Below are 11,818 nucleotides of genomic sequence, written 5' to 3' on the forward strand. Positions count from 1 at the left end.
CACCGTGCCCGCTCACCGCAACGAACCTCGAAAGACAGACGTGAAACACTTGCCCCTCGCCGCCGCCGTCACCCTGTTCAGCGCCGCGTGCGCATCGGGCGCCTACTGGGGGCTGCCATGGTTCCAGCCGCCCGTGCGGGCGGTCGTGGCGGCACCGCAGGCGGGTGTGGCACCACCCTCCATCGACGCCGCCGCGGGACTCTTCGGCGGCGCGCCGGCCGGTGCGGTGGCCAGCGCGTTCCAGCTGAAGGGCGTCATCGACGCCGGGCCGGAAGGCGTGGCGATCCTCGCGATGGACGGCAAGCCGGCGCAGGCGGTCGGCATCGGCAGGGAGGTCGCGCCCGGCGTGCGCGTGCGCGAAATCCACCAGCGCTACGTGCTGCTCGACGACGGCGGCGCGCTCAAGCGCCTCGACCTGCCGGACAGCGCGATCGCCGGCCTGGCGCTCGTCGCGGCAGCGGCGCCGCTGTCCGACACGTCCGCACCCGCGCGCGCGGAGGCGCCGCGCACACCCGTCACGGGCGCGCGATCCGGCGGACCGATGCCGCCGCCGGTCATGAATCCGAACCTGGCCAGGACGCCCGGCCAGGTGCCGGACCAGATACGGCAGATGCAGGAGATGCAACAAATGCAACAAATGCAGCGGATGCACAGGCCGTCCGGCATCGGCCCCGCGGCGTTCGGCGCGAAGCCGGTGGGCTGAGCGGCGCGGCTCAGGGGGCCGGCGGCGCCGGCATCGTGAAGCGGGCCAGGTCGTCGATGCCGAGGCGCGTCTCGATGGCCGCGATCCGCTTGACGGCATCCTCGAAGCCGTCGTGTCCGAACATCCGCTTCTCGATCTCCTCGAACCGTTCCGACATCTCGTCGTAGGCCTTGCCGGACAAGGCATCCTTCCAGGCCGGGAAGACGATCGTGTCCTCGCGCGCCGCATGGTGTTCGTACATCAGTTCGAAGGCCTCGAGCGCCTGCGCCAGCGGCAGCGCGTTGCCGCTCGCGATCCGGCCACGGGCCGTTGCGCGCAGCACGTACGCCGTGAGCTGGCGGCCGCGGTCGTGCTGGGCATGCAGCACATCGACGTAGCCCGCGGCCGGGCCCTTCGTCCTGCGCACGGCGGGAAAGATGTGCTCTTCCTCCAGCTTGCGTTCGTGGTAGTCCTCGCCGAACGTGCGGAACAGCTGCGCCGTCTGCGTCAAGGCGTCGGCCGGCACCCGGGCCGGATCGCTGCGCAGGCGCGCCGCCGCGGCGCGGTAGACGAGCAGGGCGCGGCGCAGCACGCCGTGCTCGCGCATCAGGTCTTCGGCGGCGCCGACGTCCTTGCTCCTGTCCTCGGCCGCACCCGCGGCCGCGGCGATTCCGCCCGCCGCCAGGACGAGGAAACCGCGCCGCTCACGTCGAATGTCGTCCATGCGTCACTCCGTCGTCGTCCACGGGGTCGCCCCGCTCGTTGCGCACGATGGCGCGGATGTTCATCGCCGCGAGCCCGGCCTGCAGCGCGATCAGCGCCCATGCGCCGTCGTGCAGGCCCCACACGATCCACAGGACGTTACTCGCGATGAAGGTCCAGAACCCGACGACGCGCTTCCTGGCGTGGCGCGCGCCGACGAGGAAGGCGGCCACCAGCGTCACGGCCATCGCCGGCCATTGCAGCAGGTCCAGCAGCGTGTCGACATCCACTCAGGCGGCCTTCCTGCGCCGCGCCGGCGCCGTCTTTGCCGCCGTCTTCGGCGCAGCCCTGGCGGCCGTCTTCGCCGCTGTCTTCGTCGCCGTCTTTGCCGACGTGGACTTCGCGGCCGTCGTCCGCTTCGCACCCGCATGCGTGGCCGCGTGCGCGGGGGCCTTGCGCGCGCGCGGCGGCGGGGTGTCGTCCGTGTCGTCGTCGGCGGCGCGCGCCGGCTTCTTCGCCCTGGCCGGCGGCGGTTCGTCGTCGTCGTCGTCCGCCGCGGCTCGCGCGGGCTTCTTGCCCAGGCTGGCCTGCAGCAGCGAGACGAGGTCGATGACGTTCGTTTTCGCCGGCTTCTCTTCCTCCGGCTCCGGTTCCGTCAGGGTCTTGGTCTGGTTGGCGGCGACCTTTTTCTTGATCAGCGCCAGCACGTCTTCGCGGTAGGTGTCGTGGTACTGCTGCGGCTTCCACTTCTCGCTCATGCCTTCGACGAGCGCCTTGGCCATCTGCAGTTCCTTGTCCGTGACCTGCGCCGCCTTCGAGTCCGCGCCCGGGATCTTCAGCTCGTCGATGGGGCGGATCTCGTCCGGGTAGCGCAGCGTGTTCAGCACGATCGTGTCGCCCACGCACACGAGGGCGGCGAGATGCTGCTTGACGCGGATGACGACGTTGGCGATGCCGATCTTGCCCACTTCGCGCAGGGTCTCGCGCAGCAGCGCATAGACCTTGTCGCCGCCCTTGCCGGGCGCGAGGTAGTAGGGCTGCTCGTAGTAGATCAGCGGGACCTGCTCGGCGTTCACGAACGCGATGATGTCGATCGACTGCGTCGCTTCCGGATTGGCGCGGCGCAGGTCTTCGTCCGTCAGCACGACGTATTCGCCTTCCTTGTATTCATAGCCCTTGACGATGTCGTCCCACGACACTTCCTTGCCGGTCGCCTTGTTGTAGCGCTTGAAGCCGATCGGCGCGAAGTCGCGCCGGTCGAGCATCGTCAGGTCGAGCCCCTGGTCGCTCGCCGCCGGATACATCTCGACCGGGATGTGCACCAGCCCGAAGCTGATCGCACCTTTCCACATGCTGCGTGCCATCTGGCTCTCCTCGAGGTTATTCGCCCACCGAGCCCGTGATCGGCAGGACGACGCCGGTGACGTAGCCGGAACACACGTTCGACGCGAGATAGACGTATGCCGGCGACAGCTCTTCCGGCTGGGCCGGACGGCCGAACGTCGTACTCTGGCCGAACTTGGTGATGTCTTCCGGCGACTGGTCGGCCGGATTCAGCGGCGTCCACACGGGGCCCGGCGCGACGGCGTTCACGCGGATGCCCTTGTCGAGCAGGTTGGCGGCGAGGGACATCGTGAACGCGTGGATCGCGCCCTTCGTCGTCGAATAATCGAGCAGCTTCTTCGACCCCTTGAGACCCGTCACGGAGCCGGTGTTGACGATCGACGCGCCGCGCGTCATGTACGGCAGGCAGGCCTTCGCCATATGGAAGTAGCCGTAGATATTGGTCCGCATCGTCTCGTCGAAACGGTCTTCGGTGAGGTCGAGCAGCGACTCGGCGTGTTCCTGGAACGCGGCGTTATTCACCAGCACGTCCAGGCGGCCCCACCTGGCGACGATCTGGTCGACGGCCTGCTGGCAGAATTCCATGTCCTTGACGTCGCCCGCGATCGTCACGCACTTCTGGCCCTCGGCTTCGATGTAGCGCTGGGTCTCGGCGGCGTCCTCGTGTTCGTTCAGGTACAGGACGGCCACGTCGGCGCCTTCGCGCGCGAACAGGACGGCGACGGCGCGGCCGATGCCGGAATCGCCGCCCGTCACGATCGCGACCTGGCCCGCCAGCTTGCCGCTGCCCTTGTACTGCTCGGCCATGAACCTGGGCTTGAGCTCCATCTGCGCCTCGAGGCCCGGCTTGGCCAGGTGCTGGGCGGGGAAGTCGCCGCTCGGCTGCTGGATGCCGGTCTGGGCCGCATTGCTCCCGCCCGCGCCGCTGCCCTGGTCACCCTTCTGCATGCTGGCGTCGCGCTGGTCCTGGCGGTTCTGGATCGCCTTCTGCTTGTTCGCTGCATCGTCCTGTGTTGCCATGGTCCTCTCCTTGTGCATGATCCCGCCAGTATTCCCGCGCCGGCCGGACGCTGACGGTGCGCTTCCACACATTGCGAGCATTTGCTAGGCGTTACAGGTGCTTTGTGGCAAACTTGTTACGTAACAGTGCCAGGGGTGGATGATGGTGGAGCAAACGGAACAGGAAGCAGGGCGGACCGGGATTTACCTCAGTCCGATGGCGCAGCGGCGCGCCGAATTCGCGGACGCGTGCGCGTCCCTGTTCGCGCGCCTGCACCTGGCCGACAGTGCCGACGTCGCCGCCAGCCTGCTGGCGCGCGCGCAGCCGGACCTGCTCGTCATCGACCTCGACCGCTTCGAACCGAGCATCGACCTGGATGCGCTGGGCGACCTCGTCTCCCGCCGCGCCGGCCTGCCCACCTTGCTGCTGTGTCCTTTCGGCGGCGCCGGGTGGCTGCCTGAGCTGATGGCGCGCGGGCCCGTCGGCTATGCCGTCACGCCGCTCGATGCGGCCGCGCTGCGCGCGGCGGTGGAGGCGCGCCTGGCGGCGCCGGACGCCGCCGGGTCGGCCGCCGATGCGGTCGACCTGCGCACCTTGCTCGACCTGCGCGCCCGCGTGCAGGCCGCCGTGATCGATGCGGAGGACGCGCACACGCTGTCCGAAGCCCTGTGCGCCGCCCTGTGCGCGTGGCCGGGCGTGCTGCACGCCGGCGTGTTCCTGCTCAAGGACGGCAACGACTTGCAGCTGGTCGCCCAGCAGGGACCCGACGGCCTGCTGCTCGGCGCGCTGCTGCAGCGCACGGACCGCCTGCTGCAGGCGCCGCTGCGCCACGCCTTCCCGGGCCTGCTGGCCGCCGCCGGCGGCGTCGCCGCGCTCGTCGAGGCGCCCGAACAGCCGGGCGAACCGGCGCTGGCGGCGGGCTTGCGCGCGCACGGCGTCGCGCAGGCGCTGGGCCTGCCGATTCCGGCCGACGGTCCCGGCGCGCCGCGCGGCGCGCTGTCGCTGCTGTTCGGCGCCGCCCGCGCATTCTCCATCGACGAGTGGAACACCTTGCTCGACGTGGCGCGCCTGGCCGCGCTGGGCCTGCGCCACGCCGCCCTCGGCCAGGAAAACGACCACCTGCTGGCGCGCCTGACCTACATCTCGACGACGGACGCCTTGACCGGCGTGGCCAACCGCCGCCACGGCGAGGAATTGCTGGACAAGGAAATCAAGCGCGCGCGCCGCTATCGCGTGCCGCTCGCGCTGCTGTCGTTCGACATCGACCGCTTCAAGGCCGTCAACGACACCTATGGCTATCCGGTCGGCGACGTGGCGCTGCGCACCGTGGCCGACACGGCGCGCGCCGTGCTGCGCGCCAGCGACATCCTGGTGCGCTCGGGCGGCGAGGAATTCCACATCATCGCGCCGCACACCAGCGCCATCGACGGCCTCAAGATGGCGGAAAAGGTGCGCGTGGCGATCGAGCAGGCCGAGATCCCCGGCTGCGACCACGTGACGGTGAGCCTCGGCGTGGCCCAGCTGGGGGAGCAGGAGAGCGGCGATTCGCTGACCCAGCGCGCCGACGCCGCCCTCGCGCGCGCCAAGCGCGCGGGGCGCAACTGCGTAGAACTGGCGATGCAGTGAGCGGCCGCGGTGTGCCGGCGCCGCGCCGCGCCGACTTGGCCGGCGATGTGGGCGCGGGCATCGTCGTCGCCATGATGATGATCCCGCAGGGCATGGCGTACGCCCTCGTGGCCGGCCTGCCGCCCGTGGCGGGGCTGTACGCGAGTATCGTGCCGCCGCTGTTGTACGCCTTGTTCGGCACGAGTTCCACGCAGTCCGTGGGGCCGATGGCCATCATCTCGCTGATGACGGCGTCCGCGCTGGCGCCGCTGGCGCTCCCCGGCAGTGCGCTGTACGGCGTGCTCGCGGCCCAGCTGGCGCTCGTATCCGGCGCCGTGCTGCTCGCGTGCGGCCTGCTGCGCGTGGGCTTCCTCGCGAACTTCTTTTCGCGCCCCGTGATGAGCGGCTTCACGCTCGGCTCGGCCGTCGTGATCGCGCTGGGCCAGGCGCGGACCTTGCTGGGTGCGGCGCCGCCGCAGGTGCACGGCCCCAGCGCCATGCTGGGCGTCGGCAGCATCGCGCTGCTGCTGTTCGCACGCCGCTGGCTGGCGCCGCTGCTGCGCCGGCTCGGCATGCCGCCCGGCGCGGCCGATGTCGCGGCGAAGCTGGCGCCGATGCTGCTGGTGCTGGGCGGTATCGCACTCGTCGCGGCGCTGCGCCTCGACCGCATGGGCGTGCAGGTGATCGGCGCGGTGCCGGCCGGCCTGCCGCGCCTGGCCCTGGCGACGTCCGCCGTGCATTGGCAGGCGCTCGTCAAGCCGGCCTCCCTGATCGGCTTCATGAGCTTCCTGATCGCGATGTCGGGCGCACAGGCGCTGGCGCTCAAGCGCGCGGAAAAGCTGCACACGAACCGCGAACTGGTGGGCCTGGGCCTCGCCAATATCGGCAGCGCGCTGTCCGGCGGGTTTCCCGTGACGGGCAGCCTGTCGCGTTCCGCCGTGAATTTCGCGGCCGGCGCGCGCACCCGGCTGGCGGGCGTCGTGACGGCGGCGCTGCTGGCCGGCGCGCTCGTGCTGCCGACCGGATGGCTCGCGCTGCTGCCGCTGCCGGTACTGGCCGCGACGATCATCGTCGCCGTGCTGGGCCTGCTGGACTGGTCGACGCTGCGCACGTCATGGCACTACGACCGCGCGGACGCGCTGGCGCTGCTGGCGACGGCCGGCGGCGTGCTGCTGCTCGGGGTGGAGGCGGGTGTCGTGCTGGGCCTGCTGCTGTCGCTGGGGACCATGATCTGGCGCGAGAGCCGGCCGCACATCGCCGTGCTGGGCCGGATTCCGCACACTGAGCATTTTCGCAATGTCGACCGCTACACGGTCGACACGGACCGCGGCGTACTGTTGCTGCGCATCGATGCGGGCCTGTTCTTCGGCAATATCGAAGCCGTCACCCGGCGCATCGAGGAAGCACTGGGGGCGCATGGCGACGCGCGCGAGCTCGTGCTCGTGCTGTCGGCCGTGAACGCCATCGACAGTTCGGCGCTGTTCGGCCTGCTGGACCTGAACCGAGTGCTGGCCCGGCGCCACATCCGCCTGCACCTGGCCGAAGTCAAGGGGCCGGTGCTCGACCGCCTGCGCGCGTCGACACTCTTGCGTGAGCTCAGCGGCCGTCTCTTTTTGAGCACAGCCAATGCCTGGGATGCCCTCGCACGGCACGACACATGATTGCAAGCAAATCCCAGCTGTGGCAGGATGGAACCAAGGTTTTAGAGAAAAGGTGGATATCATGCCGCGCCCCAGCACTATCGTTATTCTGTTGTCAACCGTCGTCCTGGTCGCCCTCGGTTTCGCCGCCGCCGTCCCGGCCGGCATCGCCCTCGCGCTGACGTTCGAACTGGCCGCTTCCAAACGCGACGCCGACCGCGCGCGCGCCCTGCGCCCCGTCCGCGTGGCCCGGCCACTGCGCCGCCGCCGCTGATCGGCGCCGGCCTTCCTCCGCCCGCCTGACCGGTATCCGCTGCCGGCCGGGCTCGCCGGCACGCTCCGGGTTTCCCTCGTCGCCGCGCGCGACCGTCCCGCGGCTTCACGCTCGTGTTGCCGTTATTGCATCCCTCAGAAATTGACCGGCGCCGAGGCCGGCCTATGCCTGCTTGCGCGCGCCGTCCGACCGCTGCGCCGGGTCGCCCAGGCGGATCGGCGCCGCGTCCTGCGGGTACAGCGCACGCACGCCGTCGTAGACGTGGGCGATGGCGGCCATGTCGGCGGCTTCGTCGCCCGTCATCGTCAGCGTGCGGGTGACGTCGATGATCTTCCGGCCATAATCCAGCGAGACCAGCAGCACCGGCACGTCGGCGGCCAGCGCGATGCGGTAGAAGCCGCTCTTCCAGTGCGGCCGGTAGCCGCGCGTGCCTTCCGGCGTGATGGCCAGCCAGAACCAGTTCGACGCGTGCATCGTCTGCGCGAGGCGCAGGATCGCGCCCTGCGGCGCGCTGCGGTCGACGGCCACGCCGCCCCAGTAGCGCATGATGGCGCCCATCGGGCCGCGGAACAGCGAATCCTTGGCGAGCCAGCGGAACTGCAGGCCGACCGCCCATTTGGCCAGCAGGCCGACGAAGAAATCCCAGTTCGACGTGTGCGGATACACGACGGCGATGCCGTGCGGGCCGGGCAGGCGCTTGAAGTAGAGATTCCAGCCGATCGCGTTCAGCATGCGCAGCGCGGTGCGCTGGCCCCAGGTCGGCATCGCCTCGGGGCGCATCAGGTATTCTTCCATGTTCTCTCCATGCGGGCGGGCCGTATGCGGCCTCTGGTCTGGGCTTGACAGTGTTTCAACCGGGGCGTCTCCGCGCAATATCGATTGCGCCCCAGCAAGCAAACCGGGCATTTTATAGCGCTACCAAACGAGGGACAAGCGAAAATACTGGAAGCGTTGCGGTCCCGTCGGTATCATCCTTGCCTCTCGAACAAGGATTTTCAAGATGGACATCACGATTTTTCACAACGCGCGCTGCGGCACGTCGCGCACGACACTGGAAACCATCCGCGCGGCCGGCGTCGAGCCGCGCGTGATCGATTACCTCGCGCAGCCGCCTTCGCGGGACGAACTCAGGGATATGATCGCCCGTGCGGGCCTGACGGTGCGCGACGCCGCGCGCAGCAAGGAAGCGCTGTTCACGGAACTGGGCCTGGATGATCCCGCGACGACCGACGACGCCCTGCTGGACGCCATGGTCGCGCATCCGATCCTCATCAACCGGCCCTTCGTCTTGACGCCCAGGGGCGTGCGCCTGTGCCGGCCTTCCGAGCTGGTGCGCGAGATCCTGTAAGCGAGCCCGCCAAGGCGCGTCGCGGCAGGCTCGCGCCCGCCGGGAAGCGTTCCGGCAGGCTCGCGCCCGCGCGGTCCGTTCAGTGCTGGGCGGCGCCGATATCCACGGGCTCCTTCGCGGGGCGTACCTTGCCGTAGAAATCCGGCCCGGTATCGCCCTCCGGCAACCCCTTGCCGATCGCCGGCGAATCCTGCTCGAGGGCGAAATCGGGTGTCCCGTCGCGCGTGTATGCGACGAAGCGCGGCGGGGCGTCCACCGTGCCGCTGTGCGTCATGCCGTCGGCCAGGTGCCAGTCGCCTTCCGGGTTTCCGAACACGAGGTTGTTGCGGTAGATGTTGTGGGGGCCCGTCGCGCCCTGTTCCGAAATGCCGTAGCGGTTGTCGTACACGATGTTGTTGACCACCCGCGTGTGGTCATTCGGCCCCTCGGTGTGATAAAAATCGCCGCCGCCGACGACGATGCCCGTGTTCGACGCCGTCACCGTATTGTTCGCGACGACGACGTCGTGGGCGTCGTGCCACAGGTGGATGCCCGCCTCGGCGACGCGGTAGACGACGTTGTTGCGGATCGTGGCCGGCGTGTTCACGTAGATGCCCTGCACCCAGCGGCAGCCGGGCGGGCCGATGTCGTGCACGCTGTTGCCGATCACGTCGGAATGGGTGCCCTTGTAATAGCTGTCCACGCCGATGCCGGAGCCGCCCGCGCTCGTGCACGGCACGGTGATGGCGACGTGGTGGACGTGGTTGCCGACGATGCGGTTGTACGACCCGCCGCTGTAGATGCCCGTGGTCCAGCGGATGCCGGCGCTGGCCTCCGGCCCGTCCAGCCCGGAGCTGCCGTCGACGTCGAACCCTTCGATGTCGACGTAGCTGGCGCGGTTGTCCCAGCCCTGCGCGGTGGTGGACACGGGCGGCGGCACGATGCGCGCGCGCCAGCGCTCGGTCGCGCGGAACACGATGCGGGCATTGGCCCGGCCGTCGACCGCCGTGCGGAACCCGCCGCGGTAGGTGCCGGGCAGGACGTTGACGATCGTGCCCGGCGTAACGAGCTGGGCGGCGCGTGCCAGCGAGCGCAGCGGCGCGGCGCGCGTGCCGGGATTCGTGTCCAGGCCGTCCGGCGCGACGTACAACTCGGTGGGGACGATTTCGGGCGCGACCGTCACGGCGGGTGCGTCCTTCATCGTGCAGGCGGCGAGCAGGGCGCAGGCGAACATGTACAGCAAGGTGCGCAGGTGGCGGATCGGTGTCATGGCGGGGCCCGGGACGGTCGCTAACGGCGCAAGTTTGCCGTACATCCCCGGCGGCGCGGCTGTCTGCCTCAATCGAACGTTTGATGCCGCTTAAACCGGACGCGCGCGGGCGTCGGCGGTGCGATATCGCTTGCCGCTGCGCAATGGATCAGATTCGTTTTGACATCGGGAAAGCACGGGTGGTATAGTCGTCCGGCTTCGATTGGTAACGTTTCCAATCGCGCGCCGAACATCAACAACGGGAGACACGATGACGACGAGACGAGACGCAATGCGGCTGCTGGGTGCCGCGACCCTGGCGGGCGGGCAGATGGCCGTGGCCGGCCGATCCGCGGCAGCGCCGGCGCCCGCGCAAGGCGCCGGCGCAGCGGCGGAGCCGGGTGCCGGCTGGCAGGCCGTCACGTCCGCCCCGGGCGCCGAGCGCTTCGTCGCGCGCCCGCTCGGCGCGTTCCAGCCGGCCGGCCAGCCGCCCGAGACCGACATCGACGTGTTCGTCGACACCACGAAGCGGTTCCAGGAAGTGTTCGGTTTCGGCGGCGCCGTCACCGACGCCGTCGCCGAGGTCCACGCGGCGCTCACCCCGGCGCAGCAGCAGGCTTTCCTGACCGCGTACTTCGACCCGCGCGCCGGCCTGGGCTACAGCGTGCTGCGCACCACGATCCACAGTTCCGACTTCGGCAGCGGCAGCTACACGTACGTGCGCGACGGCGACCGCGCGCTCGCCTCGTTCAGCATCGCCCCCGACCTGAAGCTGCGCGTGCCGCTGCTGCGCGCGGCGCTGGCGGCCGGGCGCGCGCATGGCACGGCCGTGCGCGTGTTCGCCAGTCCCTGGAGCGCGCCGGCGTGGATGAAGTCGAACGGCAGCATGGTCGGCGGCGGCAGCCTGCTGCCGGAATACCGCGACACGTGGGCGCGCTACGTCGTCAAGTTCGTGCAGGCGTACGAGGCGGCCGGCGTCCCGCTGTGGGGCCTGAGTGTGCAGAACGAGCCGATGGCGAAGCAGACGTGGGAGTCGATGATGTTCAGCGCCGAGGACGAAACCCGCTTCCTCGGCGACCATCTCGGACCGGCGTTGAAGGCGGCGGGCCTGGGCGGCAGGAAGATCATCGTCTGGGACCACAACCGCGACCTGCTGCCGCAGCGCGCCGCGCACATCCTGCGCGATCCGAAGGCGCGGCCCTACATCTGGGGCGTCGGCTACCACTGGTACGAGACGTGGGCCGGGGGCGAACCCATGCACCGCAACGTCGCCGCCGTGCACGAGGCCTGGCCCGACGTGAACCTCCTGATGACGGAAGGCTGCATCGAAAAATTCGATCCGGCGCGCCTGCAGGACTGGGCCAACGGCGAGCGCTACGGCAGCCAGATGATCGCCGACCTGAACGCCGGCGGCGTCGGCTGGGTCGACTGGAACATGCTGCTCGACAGCCGCGGCGGCCCGAACCACAAGAACAATTTCTGCTTCGCGCCGCTGCATGCGAGCGACGACGGCCAGCTCGTGTTCACGCCCATCTACACGGCCATCGGCCATTTCAGCCGCTACATCCGTCCCGGCGCGCGCCGGGTGAGCGCCGCGACGAGCCGCAGCACCCTCGACGCCACGGCATTCCGCAACGCCGACGGGCGCCTGGCGGTCGTCGTCATGAACCGCAGCGACCAGCCGGTGCGCTACCGCCTGTTCGTCGACCGGCGCGAGGTGGCGGTCGAGATTCCGGCGCGGGCGATCCAGACCGTGGTCGGTTGATTCATCCGTAGTGCATGCGCCGTCGTTCCCGGCCTGGCCGGCCACCGTGGCGGGAACCCGGGTGCGGGCAGTCGCCGCGCATGCAAACTTGGGCCCCCGCCTGCGCGGGGGCGACGGCAAGATCGATGCGGGAGGATTTCCGCAAAGAGCGTCGTCTCCAGCACAAACTCCGCACTTCAGTTACATTGTGCGGCACGCCCTGCATGTAGACCAGGTCGCGCCGCCCGGCC

General features: G+C 70.0%; 12 protein-coding genes. 6 read left to right on the top strand and 6 right to left on the bottom strand.

Going from position 1 to position 11,818, the window contains the following annotated elements; all coding sequences use genetic code 11:
* The first annotated feature begins 40 nt into the window (after positions 1–40).
* A complete protein-coding gene (locus tag ACEN9Q_RS08715; RefSeq protein WP_495628070.1) occupies positions 41–703 on the top strand; it encodes a type II secretion system protein N in 663 nt (220 codons plus the stop codon).
* A 10-nt stretch (positions 704–713) separates the two neighbouring features.
* On the opposite strand, the gene ACEN9Q_RS08720 is transcribed toward ACEN9Q_RS08715, so the two are convergent.
* The 4 genes from ACEN9Q_RS08720 to ACEN9Q_RS08735 are packed head-to-tail and all read right to left on the bottom strand — an operon-like array spanning position 714 to position 3,748.
* Positions 714–1,406: a hemerythrin domain-containing protein gene (locus ACEN9Q_RS08720; RefSeq protein WP_056445555.1), complete on the bottom strand. Its 693-nt coding sequence runs from the start codon at positions 1,404–1,406 to the stop codon at positions 714–716.
* Positions 1,387–1,674, bottom strand: a complete 288-nt coding sequence (locus ACEN9Q_RS08725) for a hypothetical protein (RefSeq protein ID WP_495628071.1) — start codon at positions 1,672–1,674, stop codon at positions 1,387–1,389. Before ACEN9Q_RS08725 ends, ACEN9Q_RS08720 begins: the two co-directional genes overlap by 20 nt.
* The gene (gene ku / locus ACEN9Q_RS08730) at positions 1,675–2,748 is read right to left on the bottom strand and encodes a non-homologous end joining protein Ku (protein WP_495628072.1); all 1,074 of its coding nucleotides are present in this window, start codon (positions 2,746–2,748) and stop codon (positions 1,675–1,677) included.
* A 16-nt stretch (positions 2,749–2,764) separates the two neighbouring features.
* Positions 2,765–3,748, bottom strand: a complete 984-nt coding sequence (locus tag ACEN9Q_RS08735; protein ID WP_495628073.1) for an SDR family oxidoreductase — start codon at positions 3,746–3,748, stop codon at positions 2,765–2,767.
* Between the two features lie 139 nt (positions 3,749–3,887).
* Here ACEN9Q_RS08735 and ACEN9Q_RS08740 point away from each other — a divergent pair, with 139 nt between their 5' ends.
* The 3 genes from ACEN9Q_RS08740 (at position 3,888) to ACEN9Q_RS08750 (ending at position 7,247) form a co-directional block, all read left to right on the top strand.
* Positions 3,888–5,354, top strand: coding sequence for a GGDEF domain-containing protein (locus tag ACEN9Q_RS08740; RefSeq protein WP_495628074.1), 1,467 nt, complete (start codon positions 3,888–3,890; stop codon positions 5,352–5,354).
* Positions 5,351–6,994 (top strand): SulP family inorganic anion transporter, encoded by a 1,644-nt coding sequence (locus ACEN9Q_RS08745; protein ID WP_495628075.1) that lies wholly within the window; start codon positions 5,351–5,353, stop codon positions 6,992–6,994. Before ACEN9Q_RS08740 ends, ACEN9Q_RS08745 begins: the two co-directional genes overlap by 4 nt.
* Before the next feature lie 91 nt (positions 6,995–7,085).
* Positions 7,086–7,247: a hypothetical protein gene (locus tag ACEN9Q_RS08750; protein WP_495628076.1), complete on the top strand. Its 162-nt coding sequence runs from the start codon at positions 7,086–7,088 to the stop codon at positions 7,245–7,247.
* A gap of 162 nt (positions 7,248–7,409) precedes the next feature.
* Here the strand turns inward: ACEN9Q_RS08750 and ACEN9Q_RS08755 are convergent, their stop codons facing one another.
* A complete protein-coding gene (locus tag ACEN9Q_RS08755; RefSeq protein ID WP_495628077.1) occupies positions 7,410–8,042 on the bottom strand; it encodes a 1-acyl-sn-glycerol-3-phosphate acyltransferase in 633 nt (210 codons plus the stop codon).
* A gap of 205 nt (positions 8,043–8,247) precedes the next feature.
* On the opposite strand from ACEN9Q_RS08755, the gene arsC reads away from it, so the two are divergent.
* Complete coding sequence (arsC, locus tag ACEN9Q_RS08760; RefSeq protein ID WP_495628078.1) at positions 8,248–8,595, top strand: arsenate reductase (glutaredoxin); 348 nt, start codon at positions 8,248–8,250, stop codon at positions 8,593–8,595.
* A gap of 79 nt (positions 8,596–8,674) precedes the next feature.
* Here arsC and ACEN9Q_RS08765 read toward each other — a convergent pair whose 3' ends face one another.
* Positions 8,675–9,844, bottom strand: a complete 1,170-nt coding sequence (locus tag ACEN9Q_RS08765; protein ID WP_157202002.1) for a DUF1565 domain-containing protein — start codon at positions 9,842–9,844, stop codon at positions 8,675–8,677.
* 250 nt (positions 9,845–10,094) lie between these two features.
* Here ACEN9Q_RS08765 and ACEN9Q_RS08770 point away from each other — a divergent pair, with 250 nt between their 5' ends.
* Positions 10,095–11,588 (top strand): glycoside hydrolase family 30 protein, encoded by a 1,494-nt coding sequence (locus tag ACEN9Q_RS08770; protein ID WP_495628079.1) that lies wholly within the window; start codon positions 10,095–10,097, stop codon positions 11,586–11,588.
* The last annotated feature ends 230 nt before the right edge of the window (positions 11,589–11,818 follow it).

Source organism: Massilia sp. Masssp93 (assembly GCF_059491295.1).

What these genes read in the sequence shown, in the direction of transcription:
- ACEN9Q_RS08720 (WP_056445555.1), bottom strand. Translation starts at nt 1,406, where the DNA reads ATGGACGACATTCGACGTGAGCGGCGCGGTTTCCTCGTCCTGGCGGCG.
- ku (WP_495628072.1), bottom strand. Translation starts at nt 2,748, where the DNA reads ATGGCACGCAGCATGTGGAAAGGTGCGATCAGCTTCGGGCTGGTGCAC.
- ACEN9Q_RS08735 (WP_495628073.1), bottom strand. Translation starts at nt 3,748, where the DNA reads ATGGCAACACAGGACGATGCAGCGAACAAGCAGAAGGCGATCCAGAAC.
- ACEN9Q_RS08740 (WP_495628074.1), top strand. Translation starts at nt 3,888, where the DNA reads ATGATGGTGGAGCAAACGGAACAGGAAGCAGGGCGGACCGGGATTTAC.
- ACEN9Q_RS08755 (WP_495628077.1), bottom strand. Translation starts at nt 8,042, where the DNA reads ATGGAAGAATACCTGATGCGCCCCGAGGCGATGCCGACCTGGGGCCAG.
- arsC (WP_495628078.1), top strand. Translation starts at nt 8,248, where the DNA reads ATGGACATCACGATTTTTCACAACGCGCGCTGCGGCACGTCGCGCACG.
- ACEN9Q_RS08765 (WP_157202002.1), bottom strand. Translation starts at nt 9,844, where the DNA reads ATGACACCGATCCGCCACCTGCGCACCTTGCTGTACATGTTCGCCTGC.
- ACEN9Q_RS08770 (WP_495628079.1), top strand. Translation starts at nt 10,095, where the DNA reads ATGACGACGAGACGAGACGCAATGCGGCTGCTGGGTGCCGCGACCCTG.